29 protein-coding genes are annotated in these 26,012 nt (G+C 61.4%); 15 read left to right on the top strand and 14 right to left on the bottom strand.

Features of this window, described 5'->3' with window-relative positions; translation table 11 throughout:
* The first annotated feature begins 156 nt into the window (after positions 1 to 156).
* On the top strand, positions 157 to 1,491 hold the full coding sequence (locus FRT59_RS24285) for an MFS transporter (RefSeq protein ID WP_153872588.1): 1,335 nt from the start codon (positions 157 to 159) through the stop codon (positions 1,489 to 1,491).
* Between the two features lies 1 nt (position 1,492).
* Here the strand turns inward: FRT59_RS24285 and FRT59_RS24280 are convergent, their stop codons facing one another.
* Positions 1,493 to 2,371, bottom strand: coding sequence for a DMT family transporter (locus FRT59_RS24280; RefSeq protein WP_034117780.1), 879 nt, complete (start codon positions 2,369 to 2,371; stop codon positions 1,493 to 1,495).
* Positions 2,372 to 2,555: 184 nt separating this feature from the next.
* Here FRT59_RS24280 and FRT59_RS24275 point away from each other — a divergent pair, with 184 nt between their 5' ends.
* The 3 genes from FRT59_RS24275 to FRT59_RS24265 are packed head-to-tail and all read left to right on the top strand — an operon-like array spanning position 2,556 to position 4,886.
* Positions 2,556 to 2,966 carry a membrane lipoprotein lipid attachment site-containing protein gene (locus tag FRT59_RS24275; protein WP_034117779.1) on the top strand — a complete coding sequence of 137 codons (411 nt, stop codon included), beginning with the start codon at positions 2,556 to 2,558 and terminating at the stop codon, positions 2,964 to 2,966.
* Between the two features lie 45 nt (positions 2,967 to 3,011).
* Positions 3,012 to 3,899 (top strand): KPN_02809 family neutral zinc metallopeptidase, encoded by an 888-nt coding sequence (gene ypfJ / locus FRT59_RS24270; protein ID WP_034117778.1) that lies wholly within the window; start codon positions 3,012 to 3,014, stop codon positions 3,897 to 3,899.
* The gene (locus FRT59_RS24265) at positions 3,900 to 4,886 is read left to right on the top strand and encodes an alpha/beta hydrolase (RefSeq protein ID WP_153839435.1); all 987 of its coding nucleotides are present in this window, start codon (positions 3,900 to 3,902) and stop codon (positions 4,884 to 4,886) included.
* Between the two features lie 70 nt (positions 4,887 to 4,956).
* Here the strand turns inward: FRT59_RS24265 and FRT59_RS24260 are convergent, their stop codons facing one another.
* From FRT59_RS24260 to FRT59_RS24250, 3 genes are read right to left on the bottom strand one after another with little or no spacing between them, the layout of a single operon-like run.
* The gene (locus FRT59_RS24260) at positions 4,957 to 5,544 is read right to left on the bottom strand and encodes an HAD family hydrolase (RefSeq protein ID WP_153872587.1); all 588 of its coding nucleotides are present in this window, start codon (positions 5,542 to 5,544) and stop codon (positions 4,957 to 4,959) included.
* Positions 5,541 to 6,410, bottom strand: a complete 870-nt coding sequence (tesB, locus tag FRT59_RS24255) for an acyl-CoA thioesterase II (protein WP_153872586.1) — start codon at positions 6,408 to 6,410, stop codon at positions 5,541 to 5,543. The genes FRT59_RS24260 and tesB overlap by 4 nt, the downstream gene beginning before the upstream one ends.
* A gap of 38 nt (positions 6,411 to 6,448) precedes the next feature.
* A complete protein-coding gene (locus tag FRT59_RS24250; RefSeq protein ID WP_153839438.1) occupies positions 6,449 to 7,018 on the bottom strand; it encodes a GNAT family N-acetyltransferase in 570 nt (189 codons plus the stop codon).
* A gap of 77 nt (positions 7,019 to 7,095) precedes the next feature.
* Here FRT59_RS24250 and FRT59_RS24245 point away from each other — a divergent pair, with 77 nt between their 5' ends.
* Positions 7,096 to 8,016 carry a histone deacetylase family protein gene (locus FRT59_RS24245; protein ID WP_153839439.1) on the top strand — a complete coding sequence of 307 codons (921 nt, stop codon included), beginning with the start codon at positions 7,096 to 7,098 and terminating at the stop codon, positions 8,014 to 8,016.
* Positions 8,017 to 8,185: 169 nt separating this feature from the next.
* Entirely contained in the window at positions 8,186 to 9,418 is a 1,233-nt protein-coding gene (locus FRT59_RS24240) for a TIGR03862 family flavoprotein (protein WP_153872585.1), read from the top strand.
* A 55-nt stretch (positions 9,419 to 9,473) separates the two neighbouring features.
* On the opposite strand, the gene FRT59_RS24235 is transcribed toward FRT59_RS24240, so the two are convergent.
* From FRT59_RS24235 to yedA, 3 genes are all read right to left on the bottom strand, one after another.
* A complete protein-coding gene (locus FRT59_RS24235) occupies positions 9,474 to 9,974 on the bottom strand; it encodes a hypothetical protein (protein ID WP_034117771.1) in 501 nt (166 codons plus the stop codon).
* A 187-nt stretch (positions 9,975 to 10,161) separates the two neighbouring features.
* Positions 10,162 to 11,496: an RNA helicase RhlE1 gene (rhlE1, locus tag FRT59_RS24230; RefSeq protein WP_153872584.1), complete on the bottom strand. Its 1,335-nt coding sequence runs from the start codon at positions 11,494 to 11,496 to the stop codon at positions 10,162 to 10,164.
* A gap of 48 nt (positions 11,497 to 11,544) precedes the next feature.
* Positions 11,545 to 12,441, bottom strand: coding sequence for a drug/metabolite exporter YedA (yedA, locus tag FRT59_RS24225; protein WP_034117769.1), 897 nt, complete (start codon positions 12,439 to 12,441; stop codon positions 11,545 to 11,547).
* Between the two features lie 160 nt (positions 12,442 to 12,601).
* Here yedA and FRT59_RS24220 point away from each other — a divergent pair, with 160 nt between their 5' ends.
* Both FRT59_RS24220 and FRT59_RS24215 read left to right on the top strand, forming a co-directional pair.
* A complete protein-coding gene (locus FRT59_RS24220) occupies positions 12,602 to 13,063 on the top strand; it encodes an Lrp/AsnC family transcriptional regulator (protein ID WP_034117768.1) in 462 nt (153 codons plus the stop codon).
* Complete coding sequence (locus FRT59_RS24215; RefSeq protein ID WP_080752920.1) at positions 13,053 to 13,760, top strand: cyclase family protein; 708 nt, start codon at positions 13,053 to 13,055, stop codon at positions 13,758 to 13,760. The genes FRT59_RS24220 and FRT59_RS24215 overlap by 11 nt, the downstream gene beginning before the upstream one ends.
* 105 nt (positions 13,761 to 13,865) lie before the next feature.
* On the opposite strand, the gene FRT59_RS24210 is transcribed toward FRT59_RS24215, so the two are convergent.
* Entirely contained in the window at positions 13,866 to 14,123 is a 258-nt protein-coding gene (locus tag FRT59_RS24210) for an acyl carrier protein (RefSeq protein WP_153872644.1), read from the bottom strand.
* Between the two features lie 491 nt (positions 14,124 to 14,614).
* Here FRT59_RS24210 and FRT59_RS24205 point away from each other — a divergent pair, with 491 nt between their 5' ends.
* The gene (locus FRT59_RS24205) at positions 14,615 to 14,923 is read left to right on the top strand and encodes a DUF6124 family protein (RefSeq protein ID WP_153872583.1); all 309 of its coding nucleotides are present in this window, start codon (positions 14,615 to 14,617) and stop codon (positions 14,921 to 14,923) included.
* Positions 14,924 to 15,064: 141 nt separating this feature from the next.
* On the opposite strand, the gene FRT59_RS24200 is transcribed toward FRT59_RS24205, so the two are convergent.
* From FRT59_RS24200 to FRT59_RS24190, 3 genes are all read right to left on the bottom strand, one after another.
* The gene (locus tag FRT59_RS24200; RefSeq protein ID WP_034117766.1) at positions 15,065 to 15,676 is read right to left on the bottom strand and encodes a 3'-5' exonuclease; all 612 of its coding nucleotides are present in this window, start codon (positions 15,674 to 15,676) and stop codon (positions 15,065 to 15,067) included.
* A 42-nt stretch (positions 15,677 to 15,718) separates the two neighbouring features.
* Complete coding sequence (locus FRT59_RS24195) at positions 15,719 to 16,195, bottom strand: LabA-like NYN domain-containing protein (RefSeq protein WP_034117765.1); 477 nt, start codon at positions 16,193 to 16,195, stop codon at positions 15,719 to 15,721.
* Positions 16,196 to 16,323: 128 nt separating this feature from the next.
* Positions 16,324 to 17,073 carry a DUF2076 domain-containing protein gene (locus FRT59_RS24190; protein WP_034117764.1) on the bottom strand — a complete coding sequence of 250 codons (750 nt, stop codon included), beginning with the start codon at positions 17,071 to 17,073 and terminating at the stop codon, positions 16,324 to 16,326.
* Positions 17,074 to 17,255: 182 nt separating this feature from the next.
* Here FRT59_RS24190 and FRT59_RS24185 point away from each other — a divergent pair, with 182 nt between their 5' ends.
* On the top strand, positions 17,256 to 17,915 hold the full coding sequence (locus tag FRT59_RS24185; protein ID WP_034117927.1) for a YciC family protein: 660 nt from the start codon (positions 17,256 to 17,258) through the stop codon (positions 17,913 to 17,915).
* A 41-nt stretch (positions 17,916 to 17,956) separates the two neighbouring features.
* Positions 17,957 to 19,045, top strand: a complete 1,089-nt coding sequence (locus FRT59_RS24180; RefSeq protein ID WP_153839446.1) for an endonuclease/exonuclease/phosphatase family protein — start codon at positions 17,957 to 17,959, stop codon at positions 19,043 to 19,045.
* Between the two features lie 124 nt (positions 19,046 to 19,169).
* On the opposite strand, the gene hrpB is transcribed toward FRT59_RS24180, so the two are convergent.
* On the bottom strand, positions 19,170 to 21,677 hold the full coding sequence (gene hrpB / locus FRT59_RS24175) for an ATP-dependent helicase HrpB (RefSeq protein ID WP_153872582.1): 2,508 nt from the start codon (positions 21,675 to 21,677) through the stop codon (positions 19,170 to 19,172).
* A 160-nt stretch (positions 21,678 to 21,837) separates the two neighbouring features.
* Between hrpB and FRT59_RS24170 the strand changes: the two genes are divergently transcribed.
* Together FRT59_RS24170 and FRT59_RS24165 are read left to right on the top strand one after the other, a co-directional pair.
* The gene (locus FRT59_RS24170; protein ID WP_153872581.1) at positions 21,838 to 22,257 is read left to right on the top strand and encodes a polyribonucleotide nucleotidyltransferase; all 420 of its coding nucleotides are present in this window, start codon (positions 21,838 to 21,840) and stop codon (positions 22,255 to 22,257) included.
* A 9-nt stretch (positions 22,258 to 22,266) separates the two neighbouring features.
* Positions 22,267 to 23,160: a cation diffusion facilitator family transporter gene (locus FRT59_RS24165; RefSeq protein WP_034117760.1), complete on the top strand. Its 894-nt coding sequence runs from the start codon at positions 22,267 to 22,269 to the stop codon at positions 23,158 to 23,160.
* Here the strand turns inward: FRT59_RS24165 and FRT59_RS24160 are convergent.
* Positions 23,157 to 24,113, bottom strand: coding sequence for a DUF6515 family protein (locus FRT59_RS24160; protein WP_034117759.1), 957 nt, complete (start codon positions 24,111 to 24,113; stop codon positions 23,157 to 23,159). The two genes, FRT59_RS24165 and FRT59_RS24160, sit on opposite strands and share 4 nt — an antisense overlap.
* Before the next feature lie 428 nt (positions 24,114 to 24,541).
* Here FRT59_RS24160 and FRT59_RS24155 point away from each other — a divergent pair, with 428 nt between their 5' ends.
* Positions 24,542 to 25,021 (top strand): Lrp/AsnC family transcriptional regulator, encoded by a 480-nt coding sequence (locus FRT59_RS24155; RefSeq protein ID WP_003194418.1) that lies wholly within the window; start codon positions 24,542 to 24,544, stop codon positions 25,019 to 25,021.
* 136 nt (positions 25,022 to 25,157) lie between these two features.
* Positions 25,158 to 25,367: a DUF2788 domain-containing protein gene (locus FRT59_RS24150; RefSeq protein WP_025999909.1), complete on the top strand. Its 210-nt coding sequence runs from the start codon at positions 25,158 to 25,160 to the stop codon at positions 25,365 to 25,367.
* On the opposite strand, the gene FRT59_RS24145 is transcribed toward FRT59_RS24150, so the two are convergent.
* A complete protein-coding gene (locus FRT59_RS24145; protein ID WP_153872580.1) occupies positions 25,362 to 25,997 on the bottom strand; it encodes a pseudouridine synthase in 636 nt (211 codons plus the stop codon). The genes FRT59_RS24150 and FRT59_RS24145 overlap by 6 nt on opposite strands.
* Positions 25,998 to 26,012: the final 15 nt, after the last annotated feature.

The following is a 26,012-nucleotide window of genomic DNA, read 5'->3' as shown; positions in this document are numbered from 1 at the left end:
GTACGAACCGGTTAGTTTTCGGTGCGATTATCGAACACTATGCCCTTTTGGCGAATTGACGACTTTTTAACCACTGCGCACCATCGATCACGCAATTCGCTCCAGTAAAAAGACCCAGAACACACCATAAAAATTTCAAAAAACGGGTACGACCTCATGCCTCTGCAAAATTCCACCCTGGCCACGCGCCCGGGCAACCCGCACGCCGGCATCGGCGACAAGATCCGCGGCGCCCTGGCCGTGGGTAAAACGCGCTGGGGCATGCTGGCCCTGGTGTTCTTCGCCACCACGCTGAACTACATCGACCGTGCCGCCCTGGGTGTGATGCAGCCGATCCTCGCCAAGGAAATGAGCTGGACGGCGATGGACTACGCCAACATCAACTTCTGGTTCCAGGTCGGCTATGCCATCGGCTTCGTGCTGCAGGGCCGCTTGATCGACCGGGTCGGCGTCAAGCGTGTGTTCTTCTGCGCCGTGCTGTTGTGGAGCCTGGCCACCGGCGCCCACGGCCTGGCCACCTCGGCGGTGGGTTTTATGGTCTGCCGGTTAATCCTCGGGCTGACCGAAGCCGCCAACTACCCGGCGTGCGTCAAGACCACCCGCCTGTGGTTCCCCGCCGGCGAGCGTGCGGTTGCCACCGGTATCTTCAACGCTGGCACCAACGTCGGCGCGATGATGACGCCGATGCTGCTGCCCTTGATCCTGCACGTGTGGGGCTGGCAGGCAGCGTTTCTGTGCATGTCGGCACTCGGCGGCATCTGGCTGCTGTTCTGGGGGCTGAAGTACTACAACCCGGAAGACCACCCGACCGTCAAACAATCCGAATTGGACTACGTGCAGCAGGAAGTCGAGCCAGAACAACCCCGCGTGCCATTCAGCCGTATCCTGCGCATGCGTGGCACCTGGGCCTTCGCCCTCGCCTACTCGCTGACCGCACCGGTGTTCTGGTTCTACCTGTACTGGCTGCCGCCGTTTTTGAACCAGCAATACAACCTGGGCATCAACGTGACGCAGATGGGCATACCGCTGATCATCATCTACCTGACCGCCGACTTCGGCAGCGTGGGGGGCGGGATCCTGTCGTCGTTCCTGATCGGCCGTGGGATGAACTCGATCAAGGCGCGGCTGCTGTCGATGCTGCTGTTTGCCTGCTGCATCGTCGGCGTGATCATGGCAGCCGGCTCCAGCCAGCTGTGGGTCGCGGTGTTCGCCATCTCCCTGGCCATCGGCGCGCACCAGGCCTGGACCGCCAATATCTGGAGCCTGGTGATGGATTACACGCCCAAGCACATGATGAGCACGGTGTTCGGCTTCGGCGGGATGTGCGCGGCCATCGGCGGCATGTTCATGACCCAGATCGTCGGCCACATTCTCACAGTGACCAACAACAACTACACCGTGTTGTTCACCCTGATCCCGGCGATGTACTTCATCGCACTGGTGTGGATGTACTTCATGGCACCGCGCAAGATTCCTACCGTCGACGTTTGATCTACCTGCGCCGCTGCTGCCAGGCAGCCGCCAACCCGCTCATGCAAATCACCCCGATACCGACCATCGTGGTCGTATCGGGGGTATGACTGAACACGAGCCAGCCCAACAACCCCGCAAACACGATCTGGCAATAGCCGAACGGCGCCAGCAAGGCCGGTGCCGCAAAGCGGAACGCCTGGGTGAGCATCAGGTGCGCGGTCATCCCACAGGTACCCAGGGCCAACATCATCACCCCATGCCACAGCGTCGGGATCTGCCAGAAGAACGGCACCAGCGCACTCATCACCAAGGTGTTGCACAGGCCGGCAAAGAAGTTGCTGGTGGTCGGCGTGTCGTATTGGCTGAGGATTCGCGTGAGCAGTTGGTAGAAGCAGAAGAACATCGCCGAACACAGTGGCAGCAGCACCGCTGGGGTGAACAACTCACCGCCCGGGTGGATGATCACCAGCACACCGATAAACCCACAGATCACCGCCAGCCATTGGCCACGTGTCACGTGCTCACCGAGCAGCGGCACCGAGAGCGCGGTCACCAGGATCGGCGCGAGAAAGTTGACCGCCGTGGCTTCGGCCAGCGGGATGTAATGCAACGCCGCGGTGAAAAACAGGCTGGTGCCCAACAGGCACAAGGCACGCACCACCTGCATCCCCGGCCGCTTGCTGCGCAGCACACGCAAGCCCGATTGCGGCAGGAAGATCCCGGCCATCAGCAACGTGTGCACCAGGTAGCGCGCCCACACCACCATTACGATGGGGTAGAACCCGGCCAGGTATTTGGACAAGGCGTCGTGGCTGGAGAACAGGAACGTCGCCACCACAATCAGCAGAATACCTTTGAAGGGATGGTTGACACCTGAGAGGGGGGTACTGACAGTCATTGAATTCTCTTGCTGGCGAGCTGAACGCGGTGGTACTCAACCCGGTAATCTAGCAGCCGGGCTTGCGTCTGCTCCAAGAGCATAACCAAACACCGGGCGAACAGCGCACTAAATCACGGGAATCGAGTCCAACCCTGCACGTTTGCCCCCGCGTTGCACACTTTTTAATCAAGGCCTTGCCGCTATGAAAAAAATCCTCTTTGTTCTGACTGCTGTCGCCCTGCTGACCGCCTGCGATAAAGCCAAGGAAGCCCCCAAGCCCGCGCCACCTTCCGTACAGGCCACCCTCGTGCCGCAAACGCCACCCACCGATCAATGGGTCGGCAAGTGGATCGGCGTAGAAGGCTTGAACCTGACCATCGCCAAGGACGACAGCATTGGTCGCGGCCACTACCTGCTCACCATGCAATACGGCCTCGACGCCGACGACTCCGGCACCTTCAAGGGTGAAGCCGCCGAAGACGGCATCGCCTTCAACCGCCCCGACGGCCCACAACTGCTGCGCGCCGGTGACGGTGCCGCCACCGGCCTGAAATGGCTGGCGGATAAAAAAGACTGCCTGATCGTCACCACTGGCGAAGGCTATTGCCGTTAATACCGACCATAATCAATCACGGTTAGCACACAGAGGATTGTTCCCATGCTATGGAAAAAAGGCCGACGCAGCGACAACGTGGTGGACGCCCGCGATGACAGTGGCGGCGGCGGTGGCGGCATGCGCTTTGGAGGCGGCAAGGGCCTGAGCCTGACGGCGATCGTGCTGATCGTGGGCATTGGCTGGTTGACCGGCCAGGACCCGATGCAGATCCTTGGCCAGTTGAGCGGCCAAATGGAACAGGCACCGTCGGTCAGCACCCAGCCGCGCCAGGCGCCTCCGGCCAATGACCAGCAGGCCGACTTCGTGCGCGCCGTGCTGGGCGACACCGAAGACACCTGGGGCCAGGTTTTCCAGGAAAACGGCCTGGCCTACAAGAACCCGAAGCTGATCCTGTTCCGTGGCCGGGTGAACTCCGCCTGTGGTGGCGCCACCTCGGCCAGCGGCCCGTTCTACTGCCCGGCCGACCAGCAGGTGTACCTGGACCTGGATTTCTTCCGGGAAATGTCCCAACGCTTCCAGGCATCCGGCGAATTCGCCCAGGCCTATGTGATCGCCCACGAAGTCGGGCACCACGTGCAAACGCTGCTGGGCATCTCGTCCAAGATCCAGGCTGCGCGTCAGCAGGGTCGGCAGATGCAAGGCGATGGCGGCCTGCTGGTACGCCAGGAACTGCAAGCCGACTGCTTTGCTGGAGTGTGGGCCAACCGCGCACAGAAACGCCTGAACTGGCTGGAACCCGGCGACATCGAGGCGGCACTGAACGCGGCCAACGCCATTGGCGATGACCGCTTGCAGCAGCAGGGCCAAGGGCGCGTAGTGCCAGACTCGTTTACCCACGGTACCTCGGCCCAACGGGTGCGCTGGTTCAAGACCGGCTTCGCCCAGGGCCAGATCTCTCAATGCGACACCTTTACCGCGAAGAGTCTCTGAATGAATAGACGATTGGGGTTAGTGCTGGGGTTGGTAGCCAGCTGTTGCACCACCACTTGGGCCGACGAGAAAACGCACGGCGTCAAGGTGGTCAGCCCCGATCGCTTTCACCTGGAGGCCGGCGACCTCAGCCTCGGCTTGAGCCAGGACTGGCGTCAGCCGTTACCCAAGGTCACCCGCGCGCTTATCATCGTGCACGGGCGCCTGCGCAATGCGCAGACCTACCTGCACAGTGGCGAAGACGCCGCCGAACACGCCCGGGTTGCTGCCAACACGCTGGTGATCGCGCCGCAGTTTCTCAATCAGGCGGATGTGAAGGGCAATCACTTGGGCAATCAGGTGCTGCGTTGGAAGGGCAACGACTGGATGGCCGGTGAACCCTCCACCGGCCCAGGCCAGATCAGCTCCTACGGCGCCCTCGACCAGATCATCAAGCACCTGGGCAACCGCACGCTGTTCCCGGCGCTGAAAGAAATCGTGGTCGCCGGCCATTCCGGCGGCGGTCAAGTGGTGCAGCGCTTTGCCCTCACCGGCCACGACCACCCGTTGCTGCAAACCGAAGGCATCCGCCTGCGGTATGTGGTCGCCAACCCCTCCTCCTACGCCTACTTCAGCCCGCAGCGGCCGGTGCCGTTCGATACGGCCAGTTGCCCAGGTTTCAATGACTGGAAATACGGCATGCAAAACCTGCCGGATTACGTGGGTGACCGAGGCGCCCAGCAACTGGAACACGCCTACGTTTCACGCGACATCACTTACCTGTTGGGCCAGCAAGACACCGACCCCAACCACCCGGCATTGGATAAAGGCTGCGAGGCCGAGGCGCAGGGTGCGTACCGGCTGATCCGTGGGCATCACTACTTTGACTACCTCAAGCTGCGCCATCCGCAGTTGAGTCACAAGCTGGTGGAAGTGCCGGGGGTGGGGCATGACGGGGATAAGATGTTTACTTCGCCAGAGGGAGAAAAGGTGCTGTTTGCCCAGTAGCACCTGAAGGAACCCGATCAAAATGTGGGAGGGAGCAAGTCCCCTCCCACATTTGAGTCCATTGCCTTGGCTAGATCATTTGACGCAGTACCGAGCAATCCTTGGCATGCCAATCCGCCAACTCCGGCCATGGATTTTCCGGCAGGTTGACCAACACTGTCCTGGCCCCCGCCGCCCGGCCACAGTCCAGGTCAAAACGATAATCCCCGACCATCACCATCTCGCTCGGCGCCACACCCCACGCCGCCGCCAGTTTCAACAACCCACCCGGGTCAGGCTTATGCGGCGCATCATCACGCCCCAGTACATCCTCGATGGCAAAGCAGTCCGCCAGGCCAATCGCCTCTAACGTCACGTGCGCCAGCTCGCGCGCATTGCGGGTCAGAATGCCCAGGCGATAACCACGCCCGGCCAGCTCACGCACCAGTTCTACCGCGCCTTCAGCCGCGACCGAACCCAGTGCCAACTCGCGCTCATGCTCCAGCAACCAGGCATGCTTGGCCGCAGCAACCGGCGCCGGCAAGGCTGCCAGGTGCGTGAGGATGTCGTCCTCAGGCGGAATGTCCAATGCCACGCGAATGGCGCCAAAATCATGCACCGCCACCGTGAGGGTGCCGTCCATGTCGAACACCCAATGCTTAACGTCCGACAGACTCATGCCCAGTCCTTGCGATGGCGAATCAAACCTTCCTGGGTCACCGACGCCACCAGTTGCCCGGCGCGGTTGTACACGCTGCCCCGGGAGAAACCCCGGGTGTTGCCGGCCCATGGGCTGTCCATGGCATACAGCAACCAGTCATCGGCGCGCAGGTCAGCGTGGAACCACAGCGCGTGGTCAAGGCTGGCGACCTGCATGTCTTTCTGCCACACGGTCTTGCCATGGGGCAGCAACGAAGTCGTCAGCAGGCCGAAGTCCGAGGCGTAGGCCAGCAGGTACTTATGCAGCGCTGGCGAGTCCGCCAAGGCGCCGTCGGCACGAAACCACACGTACTTGACCGGATCGGACGGCTGCGGGTTGAACGGGTCTTTCTCGGTGACCGGGCGCACCTCGATAGGCTTGGGGCACAGCAGCTTGTCGCGCATGTGCTCGGGGATCAGGTGCGCACGTTGCTTGGTCAGCTCCAGCTCCGACGGCAGGTTTTCCGGGCCGACCACCACCGGCATGGTGGTCTGGTGATCGAAGCCTTGTTCGTCGTACTGGAACGAGGTGGTGCACGTGAAGATCGGATGGCCCTTCTGGATCGCCGTCACCCGCCGAGTGCTGAAGCTGCCACCGTCGCGCACGCGGTCTACCGAATACACCACCGGCAAGGCGGCGTCGCCAGGGCGCAGGAAATAACCGTGCAGGGAATGCACATGCCGCGCCTCTTCTACGGTCTGGCTGGCCGCCGACAGCGACTGGCCGAGTACCTGGCCACCAAACAACTGGCGAAAGCCCAGGTCCTGGCTGCGGCCACGAAAGAGGTTCTCCTCGATCGGCTCCAGGGTCAGCAAGTCCACCAGATCTTCCAATACTTGGCTCATAGAGCAACTCCTACAATCAATAGGGCATTCCGGGCTGCTTATCCGTGCAGCGTGTCCAACCATTGGGCGCGGGTGATGCGGTACAAAACATGATGGCGCAGCGGGTCATCGGCTGCGACCTTGGGGTGTTCAAAATCTGCCTGCGGATCGTAATGCATGCCGATGGCCTGCATGACTTTTTGTGAGGGCAGATTGGTCTCGGTGGTGAAGGCGAGAATTTCATCCAGTTGCAAGCGATCAAAGCCACAGCGCAGCGCGGTCCAGGCCGCCTCGCTGGCATAGCCCAGGCCCCAATGCTCGCGGGCCAGGCGCCAGCCGATTTCAACCGCCGGGGTAAAGCCAGCTTCGAAGCTGACGTTCTGCAACCCGGTCAGGCCGATAAATTCGCCGGTATCCTTGCGCTGCAAGGCCCAAAAACCAAAGCCGTATTCCGCGAAATGCCCGCGAATCCGGCCGATCAGCGCGGCGCTTTCCAAGTGGCTCAACTTAGCCGGGAAATAACGCATCACCTGCGAGTCGGCGCACATGCGCGCAAACTCCGTGAGGTCGCTGTCGCGCCATTGGCGCAGCACCAGCCGTGCACTTTCCAATTCCAGTATCGGCTCCATGGGTCCCCCCTGCCTTGCCATGTGCGTGAGTGTACAGCGCTGTTAAGATCCTTCGCAGGTTCCCGTCAGAAAATCCCATGCCCTTGCCATTGATCTACCACGAAGACTACAGCCCTGAGTTCCCGGCGGACCACCGGTTCCCCATGGACAAGTTTCGCTTGCTGCGAGATCACCTGGTGGACAGTGGCCTGACCGAGGACAGCCAGTTGCTGCGCCCGCAGCTGTGCCCCGCAGACATTCTGGCCCTGGCCCATGAACCTGGGTATATCGAACGCTACATGAGCGGCCAATTGTCCCGCGAAGACCAACGCCGCCTCGGCCTGCCCTGGAGCGAAGCCCTGGCCCGCCGCACCGTGCGAGCAGTAGGCGGGTCGATACTGGCGGCCGAGCAAGCCCTCGAACATGGCCTGGCCTGCCATCTGGCCGGCGGTACCCACCACGCCCACTACGATTACCCGGCGGGCTTTTGCATCTTTAATGACTTGGCGGTGATCAGCCACTACCTGCTGGCCAGCGGCCGAGTCAATCGCGTGCTGATCTTCGACTGCGACGTGCACCAGGGCGACGGCACCGCACGCATCCTCCACGACACGCCGGACGCCATCACCGTGTCGCTGCACTGTGAAAAGAACTTCCCCGCACGCAAGGCCCAGAGCGACTGGGACATCCCGCTGCCCATGGGCATGGGCGATGCCGATTACCTCAAGGTGGTGGACGACGCGCTCAACTACCTGTTGCCGCTCTACCAGCCCGACCTGGTGCTGTACGACGCCGGCGTGGATGTGCACAAAGATGACGCCCTCGGTTACCTCAAGCTGACCGATGAAGGCGTCGCCGCCCGCGATGAAAGCGTGATGCGCCACTGCCTGGGCCGCGACATTGCGGTGATGGGCGTGATCGGCGGCGGCTACAGCAAAGACCGCCCGGCGCTTGCCCGCCGCCACGGCATCCTGCACCACAGCGCACAACGGGTATGGACGTCATCAGGTTGTCATTGAACGGTGGGCGTTACCCACAATGCCTGTGGAACGGCCTGTGGATAACTTGAGCGTAAGCGCCTACACGCTAGCAACCGTATGGCCTGTAGGAAAGTGTACGTTTTTTGATCAGGCAGCCGCGCCTTCGTCGGGTAGAATGCTCGGCCTATTCAAGCGACCGTAGCCTGCCATGCCTCAGACCCCTTCTCAACACGTCACCATTATCGGCGGCGGCCCCGCCGGGCTGATGGCCGCCGAAGTCTTGAGCCAGGCAGGCGTGGGTGTGGACCTGTACGACGGCATGCCCTCGGTGGGCCGCAAGTTCCTGCTCGCCGGTGTCGGCGGCATGAATATCACCCATTCCGAAGCCTACCCTGCGTTTCTGTCACGCTACGCCGAACGTGCACCGCACATGGCGCCGTTGTTACGCTCGTTTGGGGCCCAGGCGCTTTGCAAGTGGATTCATGGCTTGGGCATTCAAACGTTTATCGGCACCTCAGGGCGGGTGTTTCCGACGGATATGAAAGCCGCTCCCCTGCTGCGCGCCTGGCTTAAACGCCTGCGTGATCAAGGCGTGGTTATCCACACGCGTCATCGTTGGCTGGGCTGGAATGCCGAGGGCGGCTTACTTATCCACAGCCCGGACGGCGATAAAGTTGTCCACAGCGATGCCGTGCTGCTGGCCCTGGGCGGCGGCAGTTGGTCGCGCCTGGGTTCCGACGGAGCCTGGCTCAAAGTGCTGGAAGACAAGGGCGTGCCCTACGCGCGGTTGCAGCCGAGCAACTGTGGTTTCGAGGTGTCGGCCTGGAGCGAGTTGATGGTCAGCAAATTCGCTGGCGCGCCGTTGAAAAACGTCGCCATTGGCCTGGCGGATGATCCGCCTCGGCTGGGTGAATGCGTGATCACCGCCACCGGTATCGAAGGCAGTTTGATCTACGCACTGTCGGCGCCGATTCGTGAAGCGATCAACCGTGACGGGGCGGCCACGGTGCATATCGACCTGCTGCCGAGCAAGCCGCTGGACAACGTGCAGGCAGCATTGGCCAAGCCCCGTGGCTCGCGGTCGATGAGCAAGCATTTGCACAGTCAGTTGGGGTTGGACGGGGTCAAATCAGCGCTGTTGCGCGAGCTGGCGCCGGCTGAACACTTCCAAGACCCGGTGAAGTTGGCTGTGGATATCAAGGCCCTGCCCCTGACACTGGTGAAGACCCGCCCACTGGATGAGGCGATCAGTACCGCCGGCGGCGTGCCCTTTGAAGCATTGGATGAACGACTGATGCTCAAGCAAGTACCCGGTGTGTTTTGTGCGGGGGAAATGCTCGATTGGGAAGCGCCGACCGGCGGGTACTTACTGACAGGATGTTTTGCCAGCGGTCGGGCGGCTGGGCGTGGTGTCCTGGAATGGTTGAAACACCCACGGTAGGCCCCGCGGCTACCGTAGCCCAGCCTGAACGGCAGGCTACAGGCAGCCTTAAAACTCAAGTAGCCTGGGTATGCGGGTACTTCTGCTCAAACCCTTCCAGTTCCCTTCGCAAGAACTCGTCACCTTCTGGCAGGGCTACCGACAGGGCGTCTATATACGTGCGGTGCGCCGTTTCAAGCGCTACGGGTTGGTCTTTCAAGCTCTCCTGCTCGGCCTTGAAGCCACGACTAAGGGCTAGTCCTTTCTCTTGGCTTTTGTATTCAACGCCTTTGATAACCTGATCCAGGGGCAAGGTTTCGTGAGGTTTCACGCTGACATGATGCCGATGCAACGAAGCCAATTCTTTATACCGCTTGATTTGCTGCGCATAAGCCTCTGGTTGGGTTTTTTTAATATCTGTCAGCTCTTTCTCCAGCTCGCTGATACGCGCCTCATGACTCCTCTCTGACGCGGCGGCAGTGTCTCTATGCGTTTGCGCTGCGCGGCTCAGGTACTCGCAGAATGTTTCCTCTCCCCGCTTGAAGGATAGCGTCGCAAAAGAAGCTGCAAATTCCATATCAATTACCTCCACTCAAAGGCTGCTGGTTAGCGGTCAGTTTCCTGACGCCTACCTGAGTGGCGATCGAACGGTTTGAGTTCAGTTGTTCCACGCGAAAAAATTTACAAGAAGATTCCATCCACAGTGAACGGGATTGCCCCGTCCACTTTGTTCATCAACCCTTTATCAGATTGGCTTAAAACCCTTACTTCTTCTTACGCGGCCCGGTATTGAACACCGGCACCTTGCGCACCGGCTTGATCGAAGGCTCCGCCGGCGCTACTTCACCACTGTCCACCCACTTGCCCAGGTTGCGCTTGCCGCCACCACCGGAGGTTTTAGGCTTCTTCGGTTTTTTCGGCTTCTTGACGACCTGCCCGCTGGCATCGGTGTCAGGCACACGGTGTTCCGGCTCGAAGTCTGGCTCCATCTTGCGGGGCAAGGTCTGGCGGGTCAGCATCTCGATGGCCGAGAGCATGTTCACCTCGTCGGCACACACCAGCGAAATCGCCTCACCGGTGTTGCCTGCGCGACCGGTACGGCCGATACGGTGGATGTAGTCCTCAGCCACGATCGGCAGGTCGAAATTGACTACCAGCGGCAGGTCTTCGATATCCAGGCCACGGGCCGCCACATCGGTGGCGACCAGAATCTGCACGTCGCTAGCCTTGAAGCGGTCCAGTGCGCGTTGACGCGTCGCCTGGGGTTTGTCGCCATGGATGCCGTCGGCGTTGATGCCCAGGCCCTGCAACTTATCCACCAGTGCATCCACACCGTTGCGGGTCTTGGCGAACACCAGCACCTGCTTCCAGCGGCCTTTGCGCATCAGGTGCACAAACAGCTCCGGTTTGCGCTTCTTGTCCACCGGCACTACCCACTGCTTGACGGTGTTGGCGGCGACGTTGCGCGGGCTGACTTCGATGCTCAGCGGATCGTTGAGCATCTGCCCGGCGAGCAGGCGGATGTCATCGGAGAAGGTCGCAGAAAACAGCAAGGTCTGACGCTTTTTCGGCAGCATGCGATAAATGTTGGCAAGCTCTTCGGAGAAGCCCAGGTCGAGCATGCGGTCGGCTTCGTCGAGCACCAGGGTTTGCAGCTGGTTGAGTTTCAGCGCGTTCTGGCGGAACAGGTCGATCAGGCGGCCAGGGGTGGCGACCAATATGTCGACGCCCTTGCGCAGCTTCATCATCTGCGGGTTGATGCTCACACCGCCATACACCGCGTAAGTGGTCAGCGGCAGGTGCTGGGCGTACTCGGCGACACTGGCGTGAACCTGCTCGGCCAGCTCGCGGGTTGGGCACAGGATCAGCGCACGCGCCGAGTTGGCGGCGACTTTCGGCCCTTCCAGGGTCAGCAGTTGCAGCAGCGGCAGGGCGAAACCAGCGGTCTTGCCGGTGCCGGTCTGGGCCGCAGCCATCAGGTCACGACCGGCCAGCACCGCCGGAATGGCTTGCGCCTGCACCGGCGTCGGGGTCTGGTAGCCAAGCGTCTCAAGGGCGCGCAGCAAGGGTTCGATCAGGCCAAGGGTGGCGAAAGTCATGTGTTTACCGTAGGAAAAATTCAGCGCAAGTCGCAATTGCGCCGCAGTTTACCTTATTTCCGGTTTTGGCTTACGCCACTGTGGCAGGCTGATCAACAGCACGGCGCTGATGATCACCAGCATCGCCAAGGCTTCTTCCAGGCCAATGGTCTCACCGACGAACACAATCCCCAGCAACACCGCCACTGCCGGGTTCACATAGGCGTAGCTGGTCGCCGCGGCCGGGCGTACATGCTTGAGCAGGTACATATAGGCGTTGAAGGCGATGATCGAGCCGAACACCGTCAGGTAAGCCAGGGCCAGCCAGCCTTCCAACGGCGGCATGGCCTGCAGGTGCTCGCCGGACAGCGCGCTGACGATCAACAACGCCACACCGGCCACGAGCATTTCCGCGGCACTGGCCATGGCGCCCTGGGGCAGCGGCAAATGCCGGCTCCACACCGAGCCGAAGGCCCAGGAGGCCGCCGCAACCAATAGCAAAACCGCACCCAGTGGGCTCGATTGCAAGGTGTTGCCCATATTGAGCATGGCAATGCCGATGATCCCCAGAATCACCCCGGCCCATTCCAGCCGCGTATTACGTGCGCCCCAGAAAAAGCCACACAACAGGGTGAACAACGGCACGGTCGCCACGGCTAGCGCCGCCACGCCGGACGACACGCCCATATGCTCCGCCACGCTGACGCCGCCATTGCCCACGGTCAGCAACAAAATGCCGATCATCCCGGCCGCCTTCCATTGCGGCCACGTCGGCGCCGGCACCCCGCGCCACCTGAGGAAGGCATACATCAACACCCCCGCGGTGCAAAACCGAATCCCCGCCAGCAACAGCGGTGGCCAATACTCCACGCCGATGCGAATCACCAGGTAAGTGGAACCCCAGATCACATACAACGCAAAAAAGGCGGCGATCAACGGTAAGGGAAAGCGACGTGGGCCAGGCATTGGGCGGCTCTATGGCAGGAGATGGGAGCCTTATTCTAGAAAGGCAGGTGCATAAACATAAGTTACAAAACCTGTTTAAACCGCCCATACACTTTTCAAAACACGGTTATGAAGGCTATAACCCGTGCTTTCGAAAGCCACGCGCAACCGGAGCCTTACCATGGACAAATACGACCGCATGCTCCTCAGCGCCCTGCTCGAAGACGGCCGCGCGTCCTACGCGCAATTAGCCCGCACGGTAAACCTCTCCGCGCCCGCCGTGGCCGAACGCGTGGCCAAACTGGAGGCCAGCGGTGTGATCACCGGGTACCAGGCCAAGGTGGATTTATCCAAAGTCGGTTTGCCGATCCAGTGCGTGATTGAACTGCGGCTGACCAATCACGGCAGCCAGAAGGTTTACGATGCCCTGGCGCAAATTCCCGAACTGACCGAATGCCACCGGGTCACGGGCGACCCTTGCGTGATCATGCAAGCGGCAGTGGGCACCATGCCGCAGCTGGAAGACCTGATTAATCGGGTGGCGAAGTTCGGGTTCAGCAAAACCTCGATTATTTTGTCCAGCGCCATAGAGCGGCGGGTGCCGTTGGGGCAGTTGGAGGGGAATGGCAAACATGGCGGTTAAACAGCTGCAATTTCAGCAGGTCATCAGTCTCAGCCACCCGATCAACCCGCGTATCCCGCTGTGGCCGGGCGATCCACCCGTGGAATTCGAAGAGGTTGCGTCGTTAGAGCAAGACGGCTATTTCCTGCGTCGCTTCAGTATGGGCGAACACAGCGCGACCCATATGAATGCGCCGAACAGCTTTTATGCCAATGGAATGGGGATTGATGGTTACCCGGCAGAAGCACTGGTGCGGCCTGCGGTGGTGATCGATGTGCGCGGTAAAACCCTGGGCAACCCGGATTACGAAATCAGCCCGCAGGACATTCACGCCTGGGAACACCAGCACGGCCTTATCGAATCGGGTTCGGTGGTGTTGGTGTACACCGGCTGGCAACACTTCTGGAACGATCCGGCGGCATTTTTCGGGCAAGACGCACAAGGCTCCCACTTTCCCGGCATTGGCGAGGCGGCCATCAGCTTTTTGCTGGAGCATCGCCAAGTTGCCGGGGTGGGTATTGATACCCACGGCGTGGACTTTGGGCAAAGCAGCACTTTTGCGATCAATCACGCGGTGCTGGCTGAAAACGGGATTGTGCTGGAGTGCCTGACCCACCTCGACCGCCTGCCGGCCACCGGCGCAACCCTGGTCATCGGCGTGTTGGCGCTCGAGGGTGGCTCGGGGTCACCCGCTGCCGTGATGGCATTTATTCCCTGACATCCCTACCGCCCACACCGACGCCATCGCGGGCAAGCCCGACTCCCACAGTGACCGCGTTGCCTGGGGTACACACGGTCACCTGTGGGCTTGCCTGCGATGGCGTCAGCGGCCGCGCTGCATAGTTGAGCGCTCAACAATCAGATCGACTATCTGCTTAATGGTCGTGATGTGATCCCAATCGTCCTGAGTCGCTTGCAGCTTGAACTGCCATTTGATCTGCATGACGAAGCAGGTCAGGTCATCATCAATGATTTCGAAGTCGTGGACGAAATCCGTCAGCTCCGTCACTTCGCTTCGGTCGATAAAACCGATGATATCGACGAACAGCTGAATCACCTTCCCGCTGATTTCGGCTCTCATCAGAGCAATTTCCTTTTTGTCGATAACGCACCGGATATTAAATGCCTGACGCATCTTGCCCGTTGACGGCAGGAAAACCAGAAGGGTCCGATACAGCATCAGGATTCACCCTACAAACCTTTCTGATTTCAGGTTATAGCGCTGTCAGAAACTGAAAGTTTCAGTGGCCAGCAAGACCGATCCCTTTCATTTGCGGGACGTTTCCGAGAGAATCTCACGGCCTTGTTTCCGTCGGATCAGGTAGCTAGTCTCGCTTCGTCATCGAATGTTCGGTGGCCGGACGTGCAAGTCCGACGACGGTAATACGCAACAGCCTTAGCTCCCAGCGTCTGTTTTTTACTCCAGGCGTTAATTCGTTATGGCAGCTGTACGCGGGAGATCTTCGGATCTACCGGACACCGTCACGGTCTTGCACACCCGCGTACTGCTGCCACCCTAATTCGTGTGCAAGCGAACGGTTGCAGCTTCTTACCTGACGGAGAAGCTACATTATGGTCAAAGTTACCCCCGATCCACCTCGCTCCAAAGCAGACTTCCCCAGCGAAGACGCCCTGCTCCACCGCCGCGCCATCGACTACTACCTCAAGGCGTCCGCCCCGGATGCGCCCACCTTTATCCTCAATGACAACCTGAGCTTCGAAGATGCGCTGGCCCATGCGGCGGATTTGTTGCATTGCGCGGTGGAGACGGCACATGCCTCAGGAGAGGTGATGAAGGCGCCGCAGCGGGCGGTGATGCATTTGGTGGAGATGGCGAAAGGCGTGGTGGATCAGGCGTTGGAGTGCGCGCAGCCTCGATAGGCGCCGCCTAACTAAATGTGGGAGGGGGCTTGCTCCCGATTGCAGTGTGTCAGTCAGCTAGGCTGTATCTGACACACCGCTATCGGGAGCAAGCCCCCTCCCACATTTGGCGTTTCATTGGTCTTGAAAATGCACTCCGGCTCAGAACCCGCGGTGCTTCTTCAAATGCTCATTGATCTTCGCCGCCGGCACTTTCTGCAAGGTGCACAGCAGTTCATGGGACAGCTCACGCAAGCCATGGGTACGTCGCAGTTCCTGGGCCAGGTGCGCGGTCAGGTTGGCGGCCATTTCCGCATCGGCCATGGCCCGGTGAGCCTGGCCGGTATGGGGCAGTTGGGCGTAGGTGTTGAGGGTGCCAAGCTTGTGGTTGGGCGCGGTCGGCATCAGGCGCCGGGCCAGTAGCAGGGAGCAGGCGAACTTTTGCAGGCGGGTGCGGCGGATCAGGCCGAGCTCAAAGTCCCAGAACTTCTGGTCGAACGCGGCGTTGTGCGCCATCAGCGGTGTGGTGCCGACGAACTCATTGACCTCGTTCATCACCCGCTCGGCCGGTGGCGCGCTGCGCAGCATGGCGTTGCTGATGCCGGTGAGTTGCTCGATAAAGCCCGGCACTCTGACGCCCGCATTCATCAGGCTCTGGTAGCGGTCCACGATCTGGCCACGTTCGAGGATGACCACCGCGATTTCAGTGGCCCGGCAGTGGCTGCTCGGGGTGATGCCGGTGGTTTCAAAGTCGATGACCGCTATACGTTCCAAACCTGTTCCTACTCCGTCTGACAATTTATTGAGCCGCAGCGCTTATTTGAGCAGCAGCGCGCCTTCGATCGGCACGTAGCGGCTGGCGGCGCGGATCAATGAGTTGGCCGTCAGCCCCGGTACGCCGTACGCCACGGCTTCGACGCCATGCTTGTGGATGATGCGGTCGAGCAGCATGTCGAAATCGCCGTCACCGGAAGCCAGTACGATTTCGTCGACGTGGTCGGCGGCGTCCATGATGTCGATGGTGATGCCCACGTCCCAGTCACCCTTGGCCGAGCCGTCGCTGCGCTGGATATACGGCTTGAGTTTTACCGTAAAGCCCAGGTTGCGCAGGATCTGCTGGAATTGCTGCTGCTTGCTGTCGCCGCGGTCGATGGCATACGCGTACGCCTCGACGATCTGCCCGCGGGCGCTGATGTCAGCCCACAGGGCGGCGTAGTTGAAGTGGCAGCCATAGGCTTGGCGCACGGTGTAATAGAGGTTTTGTACATCGGCGAACACTGCAATTTTCTTCACCGCACTTCCCCATGGCTGCCGCTTGGACCCTGGACGCGAAGGTCCGCAAAGGCGCCAGTATGCCAGCCATGGGGAGGTTTCCGCGAAAAATCAGCCCGGGGCGACGAAGCGCCCCGGTTGTGTGTGGGTCAGACGAAGGAGTCGTCGTCGCCGAAGGAGGAGGAATCGTCGTTGTCGGCGAAGCTGTCGGAGTTGTCGCTGCCCCAGTTGTCATTGCCGGCAAACGTCTGGTCATTGTTGCCCCAGTCGCCGTTGTCACTGGCAGGCGCCGGCTCTTCGCGGATGATTTCTTCCACGACTTGCGGCTGTTGCGAGTTGTGGTTGAACAGGCTGCTGATGCCTTCTGCCAGCATCACACCACCGGCCACGCCAGCGGCGGTTTTCAGCGCGCCACCGAGGAAGCCGCTACCCATGGGCGCAGCGGGTGGTTGCTGGTAGTTCTGTTGTGGCGCCGCGTAGTTCTGCTGCTGCGGCGCAGGCTGGCCGAACGAAGGCCGCGCCGGTTCACGCCAGCCGCCACCAGACGACGCCGGAGCGCTCTGCTGCGGTTGCGGGTCACGGGAACCACCGCCGAAGATGCTCGACAGAAAGCCACCGCTGCTCGGCGCCGATTGCGCTGTTTGAGCGCGGGCCTGTTGCAACTCATCCTGCAATTGCTGGATCTGCTGCGCCTGCTGCTTGTTCTGCGCGTCGAGGCTCTTGATCGCGTGTTCTTGCACCAGGATCGACTGGGTCATGTAGTACCCAGCGGCCGGTTGGCGAGTCATGTGCTCCTTGATCCGCGCTTCGGCCTGGGCGTCGCGGGGGGCTGAGTCCGTTTCGGCTTGCTGCAACCGTGCAAACAGTCCATCGATCAGGGTTTGCTCTTCGCTGTTCATGGCGACCTCGTTAGATTGCCGATAAAAAATTCTGGTCCCGCCTGTGATCAGGTCGGGGGCTTTCCAGTTATGGGGATGTTACGAGGTGTTTCAATGGTCTTTACTCAAGGTTTACGTTTGCGCCGCTTGGACCCTGATCGGTTAAAGTGTTGCCCTCTGCTCCCAGGCCTGTGATGAACCTGATGAATCCGTTAGACGTTTTGCGCGACTCCTTCCGTTTTACCCAGCACAACCTGGGCGCCATCGTCCAGCTGTGCCTGCCATTGGTAATCCTCGAAGCCCTGCTGCAACAGGTACTGGACCACACGCTGGGCCCGGATGCGTTCCCCGGCTACAGCGTGATCGTGGGTTTATTGGTGTACCCGCTGTACACCGGCGCCCTGATCCTGTTTCTCGACGCCCGCACCCGCGGCGAGTCGCCCCGTATCAAGGATGTGTGGGCGATGGCCTTGAGCCTGTGGCCCCGCTTTGCCCTGCTGACGGCCATGAGCACGTTGCTGATATTGCTGGGCCTGTCGCTGTATTTCCTGCCGGGCTTGTGGCTGATGGTGGTGTTGGCGTTTGCCGAATACCTGCTGGTGCTGCGCGGCATGCCGGCCTTGGAGGCGATGAAGGAAAGTTTTCGCCTGACCCGCGGGCACTTCTGGCGAATCCTGGTGTGCCTGCTGTGCGTGATGACGCCGCTGTGGCTGCTCAAGGGCGCCAGCGTGGCGGCCTATCCTGAGCCTGCGCCGTTGCTGGGGCTGCTGATGGACAGCGCCCACAGCTTCCTGCAACTGTTCACCAGCGTGGTGCTGTTCCGTTTATTCATGCTGATCGGTGGCGACGCCGACGTGCGGTGATATGCTCCGTGCCTCTTCTGACACGCAAATAAGCCGAGCCGATGACCCGTTTATTGCGCATCACCCTGTTGAGCCTGTTGATCATCGCCGGCCTGCTGGCGGCGCTGATCTACAGCCTGACCTGGCGCCCTGCCGACAAAGAGACCTTGCCCGTCAGCTGCGTGGCACCTCGCGCCCCGACCTTGTTGCCGGGGCAGGCGCTCAAGGTGATGACCTGGAACGTGCAATACCTGGCCGGCAAGAACTACGTATTCTGGTACGACACCACCGACGGCAGCGGCCCGGACGACCGTCCCACAGTGGAAGACATGGCCGCCAGCCTGGATGAAGTGGCCCGGGTGATCCGCGACGAACAACCCGACATCCTGCTGTTGCAGGAGCTCGACGAAGGCGCCAAGCCGTCCCACTACCAGGACCAGCTTGCCCTGTTGCAGGAACGCCTGGTCGACCTCTACCCGTGCAGCACCCAGGCGTTCGACTGGAAAGCCGACTTTATCCCCAACCTGCATATCTTCGGCAGCGTCGGCCGCAAGCTCGCCACCCTCAGCCGCTACCAGATCGAACACGCCGAACGCCTGCAACTGCCGGCCCCCGAAGCCAACTTCATCAGCCGGCAATTCCAACCCAAGCCGGCGTTGCTACTGACATACCTGCCCTTGAGCGATGGCGGCCAACTGGCGGTGCTCAATACCCGCCTGGACGGCGGCGTGCCTGGGCGTTCGGCGGCGCAACAACAGGTGCAGGCCACGGTGAAGCTGTTGGATAAGTTCGAAGGCCGTGGCACGCCCTGGTTGATCGGCGGGGATTTCAACTTGCTGCCACTGGGGCAATTCCTGCGCCTGGACGCGGGCAAGCGCGGGCAGTATTCGCCGGACAGTGAGCTGCATCTGCTGTGGGATAAGTACCCGATGATCCCGAGAAACAGCGAATCCAGTGGGATCGATCGTGAGAAATGGCTGACGCATTTTCCCAACGACCCTAGCCTTGATGGCCCGGATCGCACCCTGGACTACCTGTTCTACAGCCCGGGAATCAAGCGGGTGGAGGCCAAGGTAAGGCAGGAAGACACCTTGCGCATCTCCAACCATCTGCCGGTGATCGCCCGCTTCCTGCTGCCTGCCGCGCAATAACCACCACCACAAAATCCATGTGGGAGGGGGCTTGCTCCCGATAGCGGCCGGCCAGCTACAGATAAGTTGACTGGCCCACTGCTATCGGGAGCAAGCCCCCTCCCACATTTGAACGGTATCGTGGCTATTTACGCGGCTTGATCCTGGCCGTCGCTTCGGCCACCAACGGATCATCCGGCCAGTAATGCTTCGGATACCGCCCCTTGAGATCCTTCTTCACCTCGGCATAGGTACTGCGCCAGAAGTTCGCCAGGTCTTGCGTCACCTGCACCGGCCGCCGCGCCGGGGATAGCAGGTGCAACTTCACCGCCAGGCGCCCGCCGGCAATGCGTGGGGTGTCCGCCAGCCCGAACAGCTCCTGCAAGCGCACCGCAAGGATCGGCGGCTGTTCGCTGTAGTCCAGGCGCACAGACGAGCCCGACGGCACTTTCACATGCTGGGGCGCGAGTTCATCCAGGCGCTGGGGCAGTGGCCAGGGCAGCAGGTTGTGCAGGAAGCTGGAAATATCCAGGTTGGCGAAATGGCTCAGGCGCGAGACTTTGCCCAGGTACGGCATCAGCCAGTGTTCCAGGCTGGCGAGCAGGGCTTTGTCGCTGATATCGGGCCACTCGCTGGTTTTGCCGGCATCCAGTTGGCGCAGCAGCATCACACGGGCCTGCCATTGGCGCAGTTCCGGGGTCCAGGGCAGCAGCTCCAGGCCTTTGCGGCGCACCAGGTTGACCAGCGCCTGGCTGCGGGCGGATTCGTCGACGCCGGTCAAGGGTTCACGACTGAGCACCAGCTCACCGACCTTGCGCTGGCGTTCGGCACGCAATACGCCTTCGCGTTCATCCCAATCGAGTTGGTCGACGTTGCGCACTTGCTCGGCAAGCACCGTGTCGAACAGCGCCGGATCAAAATCCGCCGCCAGGTAGATGCGCTCTTCGCGTTGGCCCTGGCGGCTGCCAAGGTCAGCGATCACCAGCCAGGCTTGCTTCATCAGGCTGTCGGCCTCGGCGAACAACGCAGCACGGCCGTTGGCCAGGCGATATTCGGCGCCACCGGGGCGACGTTGCTGGGCGACGCGATCCGGGTACGCCAGCGCCAACAAGGCGCCGAGCCAGCGCGGGTGGTCAGGATTCTCCACCGGCTGGGTCGCTTTGCCACGCAAGTAGCCGCGGTATTGCCGAGCCAGTTGCCTGGCGCGCTGCACGCCACCTTGGCCGCCGCGCGCACGCTCTTCGCCGGACATCAGCGTCAGGCGGCTGTGCAAATCCGCACCACCACCGCGCAAGATATCGCGTTCGCCCAACAGCGCCGCCACGTCACAGGCCATGGCAGCCAGCCCCAGGTCCTGCCCGCGCAACAGCAGATGGGCGATACGCGGGTGGGCCGGCAACTCGGCCATTTTCTGGCCATGGGCGGTGAGGGTTTCTTCGTTCAAGGCGCCGAGGCGTTGCAGCAGCTCCTGGGCCTGGGCATATGCGGCAGTGGGCGGCACATCCAGCCACACCAACTGGCTGGGCCTCACACCCCAACGTGCCAGCTGCAAGGCCAGGCCGGCCAGGTCGGCGGCGAGGATTTCCGCACTGCCATACGCGGCCAGGCCGTCATGCTGGTCTTCGGACCACAACCGATAACACACCCCCGGCTCCAACCGCCCTGCCCGACCGGCACGCTGGGTAGCACTGGCGCGGGAGATGCGCTGGGTGTCGAGGCGGGTCATGCCGCTGCCCGGGTCGAAACGCGGCACCCGCGCCAGCCCGGCATCGATGACAACGCGCACGCCGTTGATGGTCAGGCTGGTCTCGGCGATGTTGGTGGCCAGCACCACCTTGCGCTTGCCGGCCGGCGCCGGGTCGATGGCGGCGCGTTGGGCGTTGAGGTCCAGCTCGCCATGCAGCGGGCATAACAACACATCGGGGCGATCCCCCAGGGCGTCGGCCAGTTGCTGGTTGACCCGGCGAATCTCCGCCTGCCCCGGCAAAAACACCAGCACGCTGCCGGTCTCGTCATGCACGGCTTCGAGAATAGTCTGCACCACCCGCGGCTCGATAAATTCCCCGGCCTGGTACGGCCGCCCCCAGCGCATCTGCACCGGAAACATGCGCCCTTCGCTGCGCAGAATCGGCGCGTCATCCAGCAGGCTGGCGAGGCGCTCGCCTTCGAGGGTGGCGGACATTAGCAGGATTTTCAGCGGCTGCTCGTCGCGAAACAGCTCGCGGCCGTTGAGGCTCAGGGCCAGCGCCAGGTCGGCATCGAGGCTGCGCTCGTGGAATTCGTCGAAGATCAACAGGCCCACGCCCTCCAGCGCGGGGTCGTCTTGCAGGCGACGGGTGAGGATGCCTTCGGTGACCACTTCGATACGCGTGTTGGGGCCGACTTTGCTGTCGAGGCGGATGCGGTAGCCAACGGTCTCACCGACCTTTTCACCCAGCTCGCTGGCCAGTCGCTCTGCGGCAGCACGCGCAGCCAGGCGCCGGGGTTCAAGCATCAGGATGGTTTGCCCGGCGAGCCAGGCTTCATTCAATAAGGCCAAGGGCACACGGGTGGTTTTACCGGCGCCGGGCGGCGCTTCCAGCACAGCTTCATGGCGATGGGCCAAGGCGTCACGCAGGGCGGGTAAAACATCATCGATCGGCAACGAATTCATACTGGCTCCAAAGCAGAGCGGCGAGTATAACGGCGAACTGCATAATCCCATTGGGAACAGAGTCAGATGTGGGAGCGAGCAAGCCCGCTCCCACATTTGGACATCATCGCCTTGTAGACTCGCTTATAGTCACCCTTAAATAGTGTTCAGGAGACTTTTCATGCGTATCGCTTCCCGTGTCATCGGCGGTGTCCTCGCCGTCACCCTGCTGAGCCAACTCACCGCCTGCGGGTCGATTTTCTACCCCGACCGCCGTGGTCAGATCGACGGCAAGATCGACCCGGCCATCGCCGTGCTCGATGCCGTCGGCTTGCTGTTCTACGTGATCCCCGGCCTGATCGCGTTCGGCGTCGACTTCGCCACCGGTGCGATTTACTTCGAACCGGGCAAGACCGCCCAGGTCGCCCCGGAGAAACTCCACGAAGCCATCGGTGCCGACGGCAAGGTCGACAATGCCAAGCTGCAAAGCATCATCCAGAAGGAAACCGGTCGCGCCCTGCCGCTGGATGACCCACGCCTGATCCAGTTCAAGGGCAGCGTGCATCAACTGGCGGCCCTGGGCCTGCAGCCAGCCGCTTAAGGACTGCTCATGACCAGCAGCCCCGAACACGCCAGGCTCCTGCGCCTGGCCACCCGCGCCTCGGTGGGCGTGGCCTGTGTGCTGATTGTCACCAAGGCCATTGCCTGGTGGCTCAGCGGCTCGGTGAGCATGCTCGCCGGGTTGACCGACTCGCTGCTCGATGGCGTGACCTCGCTGTTGAACCTGCTGGCGGTGCACTACGCCCTGCGCCCCGCCGATGACGATCACCGTTATGGGCACGGCAAGGCGGAATCGCTGGCAGGTATGGCGCAAGCGTTGTTTATCGGCGGCAGTGCGGTGCTGATTGCGCTCCAGGCGTTTGAGCGGCTCAAACATCCGGAGCCCGTGGGCGCGCCGTGGCTGAGTATTGGCGTGATTATTTTATCCCTGGCGCTGACCGTGGCCCTGCTGATGTTGCAACACCGCGTGGTGCGGGAGACCGGCTCGAACGCGGTACGCGCTGACTCGCTGCACTACCGCTCGGACTTGCTGCTCAATGGCAGCATCCTGATTGCGCTGGTGCTGGCAGGCTTTGGCTTTCATCAGGTCGATGCCTGGTTTGGCCTGGGCATCGCCGTCTACATTCTGTGGAGCGCGATCCAGATCGCCCGGGAGAGCTTCGCGGTGTTGATGGATGAAGAGTTACCGCCAGATGTCAGCCAGCACATGCTGGAACTGGCCCGTGGCGTACCTGGGGTGCTGGGCGCCCATGACTTGCGCACACGCATTTCCGGCAGCCACTGGTTTGTGCAGTTGCACTTGGAGCTGCCGGGGGAATTGACCTTGTCGGTGGCCCACGGCATCAGCGACCAGGCCGCCGACGCCATTCACCAGGCTTACCCACGCGCCGAAGTGCTGGTGCATGCCGACCCGCGGGAAGTGGTCACCGGCAACAAGACCTAGTACTGCACCTGATACCCACGACTGCCCAGGCAGTTGCCCTGGGCCTGGCGGTAGGTTTGCACTACCGCCGGGTCAGGGGCGTAGGTGACCGTGCGCGGGTCAAAGCCACTTTGCTGCACCGCCCAGCGATAACAGTCATAACCGTCCTGCTGCACCTGGGCTTGGGATTGGCCATTGGCAGGATAAGCCACTACGTCATAGCCATTGCCTTGAGGCGCCGGCTGGGGTGATGGCACCTGCGTCGGCGGTTGTACCACTACGTATTGCTGGGTGCTTTGCTCATAGGCGTAGTAGGCGCCAGCAGCGAGGAACAACAGCGAACCACCGACCCACACTTCCCGTGCGTAGTCCGGCAGGTAATGCACGCGGATGCCATACGGCGGCGTCACTACCACGTAGCGGGGGCCTTGAGGGCGATACCAATAGCCGCCGGAGAAAAAGTAGTCCTGGCCACGGTACGGCACGCGGTAATTACGATCGGGGAAGCGATCCACCACATAGCCGGGGCGATGCTGCGGGCCGGGGCCCCAGCCGTTGCCGTGCCCGTCCGGGCGGCCTGGCCAGCGGTTATCACCGGGACGATCATTACCCGGACGCGAACCGGGGCCACCAGCCTCCCAATGCCGATTGTCATCGTTACGTCGAGGGATATCACGGTAGTAACCCTGGCGCGGCTCCTGGGTCTGACGCACGGTATCGGGTCGGCTCTGGATAGGTAGATTATTGGAGGGTTGCGGTGCCGGTCGTCCTGGCTCATTACTTTGAGGGCGACCTTGCCATTGGCCACCCTCGTGCTGACCACCGCGATCACCATGCGGGTTTTGTGGGCGTGGCTGATTGTTTTCAGACCGTTGCCCCTGGCCCGGTGAGTTATCGCGCTCGTCTGCCATTACCTGCGTGCCGACGCTGACCACCAGCAAACCAACACCTGCCATACGCCAGATGCGCTTCATGCTATTCCTCACTGCGGATTAGGGCCTACACATGAGACTGGAAAAGCCTCACCCGGTTCTCGAGCAGGTTATCAGCAGTGAAGACTATTTTCTGAAGGCAAAAGACGCGCGCAAAGAAAAGGGGTGACCCGTCGGCCACCCCTTGAGAACTTCGTCCATGCTCAACGCTTTTGACGTTGGCTCACCTCACGCCGTCTTGTGGACAGTGTGCAGCCTGGAGGCCGGCTCAACCCTGCTGGGGCGGCGGCCGCAGCGGGCCTGATTGGGCGCGCTGCTGTGGACTGTTGTCCAAGCGGTGATTCTGTTGGTAATCATAGGCGTGCCGGCCAGGCAGATGATTGCGAAGATTGCGTCAATAAACAGTGCTTGCGCAATTTTTAACCCTTCATGGATAATTCACCGCAATAGTTACGACAAAGGCCAACCCAATGAGCAAGCTTGACCGATACGACCTGAGTATTCTGGCGGAATTGCAGCGCGACGCGAGGATCTCCAATCAGGAGCTGGCCGAGCGTATCGGCCTGTCGCCTTCGCCCTGCTCACGCCGGGTCAAGCAGTTGGAGGACGACGGCTACATTGCGCGCCAGGTTGCCTTGCTGGATCGCAAGATGCTTGGCCTGAGCCTTACTGCCTATGTGCTGATCGGCATGGACCGTCACACACCGGAGCGCTTTGAGAATTTTGAAGCGGCCATTCGCACCCTGCCGCAAGTGCTGGAGTGCAGCCTGGTGACGGGTATGGATGCGGACTATCAGTTGAAGGTGGTGGTGCCGGATATGGACCACTACCAGAAATTGCTGCTGGGGCATCTGACCCGCATCGAAGGCGTGACCAGCGTGCGCTCCAGCTTTGTGCTGAACCAGGTATTGAACAGCACCGAACTGCCCCTGACCCACCTGCGCACTTAAGACCGGTGAAGGTCAAATGTGGGAGGGAGCAAGCCCCCTCCCACATTTGGATTATGCTTCGACTCAGGTCAATGTTGCGTCGGTAACGCTGCCGTATACTGCTCGCTTGTCTTGCTGGAAGAGCCCCATGAACAACATCGACCCCGCCCTGTTTGAAGAATGGATGATGACCGGCCTGGTCACTATCCTAATTATTTTCATGGGCTTTATCGTCTGGGACCTGGCGAAGAAATCCAAGGCCGGGCGCTTTGGTTCGTTCATCCTGTTTTTCGTGCTGGGCCTGGGCGTGGCCGCGTTCATCATCAAGAGCGTGGTGATCGGCCTGATCGAATCCGGCGCTTTATAAACGCGCCGGCACTGCCTTCCATTGGCCTTGATCCAGGCCGTCGATCGACCAGTCACCAATACGCACGCGCACCAGGCGCAATGTCGGCAGACCCACTGCCGCGGTCATGCGCCGTACCTGGCGGTTACGCCCTTCGCGAATCACCAGTTCCAGCCAGTGGGTCGGCACACTTTTGCGAAACCGTACCGGCGGGTTGCGCGGCCATAAGTCGGGCTCATCCAGTTGTCGAGCTTCGGCGGGCAAGGTCATGCCGTCATTGAGCTCCACCCCCTCACGCAGGCGTTGCAGCTGTTCTTCCGTCGGCTTACCTTCTACCTGCACCCAGTAGGTTTTCGCCAGCTTGTGCTTGGGGTCGGCAATGCGCGCCTGTAGCTGGCCATCATTGGTCAGCAGCAGCAGGCCCTCGCTGTCACGGTCCAGGCGCCCCGCCGGGTAGATGCCGGGTATGTCGATAAAGTCCTTGAGGGTCGCGCGCCCGCCTTCGTCGCTGAACTGGGTCAGCACATCGAACGGTTTATTGAACAGGATCAACTTCGGCTCGGCCGGTGGTGCCTTGGCGACACGACGCGCAGCGGAATGTGGAGGTTTCACGCCAGGGCGACGTGAATCAGGACGGGTAGGACGGGACATGGCAAAAGGAACATC

The organism is Pseudomonas haemolytica (assembly GCF_009659625.1).
In the GTDB taxonomy this organism is placed as follows: domain Bacteria; phylum Pseudomonadota; class Gammaproteobacteria; order Pseudomonadales; family Pseudomonadaceae; genus Aquipseudomonas; species Aquipseudomonas haemolytica.
This window is presented reverse-complemented; position numbering and strand designations above follow the sequence as displayed.

Coding starts and splice junctions, on each gene's coding strand:
- FRT59_RS24285 (WP_153872588.1), top strand. CDS start 157: ATGCCTCTGCAAAATTCCACCCTGGCCACGCGCCCGGGCAACCCGCAC.
- FRT59_RS24280 (WP_034117780.1), bottom strand. CDS start 2,371: ATGACTGTCAGTACCCCCCTCTCAGGTGTCAACCATCCCTTCAAAGGT.
- FRT59_RS24275 (WP_034117779.1), top strand. CDS start 2,556: ATGAAAAAAATCCTCTTTGTTCTGACTGCTGTCGCCCTGCTGACCGCC.
- ypfJ (WP_034117778.1), top strand. CDS start 3,012: ATGCTATGGAAAAAAGGCCGACGCAGCGACAACGTGGTGGACGCCCGC.
- FRT59_RS24265 (WP_153839435.1), top strand. CDS start 3,900: ATGAATAGACGATTGGGGTTAGTGCTGGGGTTGGTAGCCAGCTGTTGC.
- FRT59_RS24260 (WP_153872587.1), bottom strand. CDS start 5,544: ATGAGTCTGTCGGACGTTAAGCATTGGGTGTTCGACATGGACGGCACC.
- tesB (WP_153872586.1), bottom strand. CDS start 6,410: ATGAGCCAAGTATTGGAAGATCTGGTGGACTTGCTGACCCTGGAGCCG.
- FRT59_RS24250 (WP_153839438.1), bottom strand. CDS start 7,018: ATGGAGCCGATACTGGAATTGGAAAGTGCACGGCTGGTGCTGCGCCAA.
- FRT59_RS24245 (WP_153839439.1), top strand. CDS start 7,096: ATGCCCTTGCCATTGATCTACCACGAAGACTACAGCCCTGAGTTCCCG.
- FRT59_RS24240 (WP_153872585.1), top strand. CDS start 8,186: ATGCCTCAGACCCCTTCTCAACACGTCACCATTATCGGCGGCGGCCCC.
- FRT59_RS24235 (WP_034117771.1), bottom strand. CDS start 9,974: ATGGAATTTGCAGCTTCTTTTGCGACGCTATCCTTCAAGCGGGGAGAG.
- rhlE1 (WP_153872584.1), bottom strand. CDS start 11,496: ATGACTTTCGCCACCCTTGGCCTGATCGAACCCTTGCTGCGCGCCCTT.
- yedA (WP_034117769.1), bottom strand. CDS start 12,441: ATGCCTGGCCCACGTCGCTTTCCCTTACCGTTGATCGCCGCCTTTTTT.
- FRT59_RS24220 (WP_034117768.1), top strand. CDS start 12,602: ATGGACAAATACGACCGCATGCTCCTCAGCGCCCTGCTCGAAGACGGC.
- FRT59_RS24215 (WP_080752920.1), top strand. CDS start 13,053: ATGGCGGTTAAACAGCTGCAATTTCAGCAGGTCATCAGTCTCAGCCAC.
- FRT59_RS24210 (WP_153872644.1), bottom strand. CDS start 14,123: ATGAGAGCCGAAATCAGCGGGAAGGTGATTCAGCTGTTCGTCGATATC.
- FRT59_RS24205 (WP_153872583.1), top strand. CDS start 14,615: ATGGTCAAAGTTACCCCCGATCCACCTCGCTCCAAAGCAGACTTCCCC.
- FRT59_RS24190 (WP_034117764.1), bottom strand. CDS start 17,073: ATGAACAGCGAAGAGCAAACCCTGATCGATGGACTGTTTGCACGGTTG.
- FRT59_RS24185 (WP_034117927.1), top strand. CDS start 17,256: ATGAATCCGTTAGACGTTTTGCGCGACTCCTTCCGTTTTACCCAGCAC.
- FRT59_RS24180 (WP_153839446.1), top strand. CDS start 17,957: ATGACCCGTTTATTGCGCATCACCCTGTTGAGCCTGTTGATCATCGCC.
- hrpB (WP_153872582.1), bottom strand. CDS start 21,677: ATGAATTCGTTGCCGATCGATGATGTTTTACCCGCCCTGCGTGACGCC.
- FRT59_RS24170 (WP_153872581.1), top strand. CDS start 21,838: ATGCGTATCGCTTCCCGTGTCATCGGCGGTGTCCTCGCCGTCACCCTG.
- FRT59_RS24165 (WP_034117760.1), top strand. CDS start 22,267: ATGACCAGCAGCCCCGAACACGCCAGGCTCCTGCGCCTGGCCACCCGC.
- FRT59_RS24160 (WP_034117759.1), bottom strand. CDS start 24,113: ATGAAGCGCATCTGGCGTATGGCAGGTGTTGGTTTGCTGGTGGTCAGC.
- FRT59_RS24155 (WP_003194418.1), top strand. CDS start 24,542: ATGAGCAAGCTTGACCGATACGACCTGAGTATTCTGGCGGAATTGCAG.
- FRT59_RS24145 (WP_153872580.1), bottom strand. CDS start 25,997: ATGTCCCGTCCTACCCGTCCTGATTCACGTCGCCCTGGCGTGAAACCT.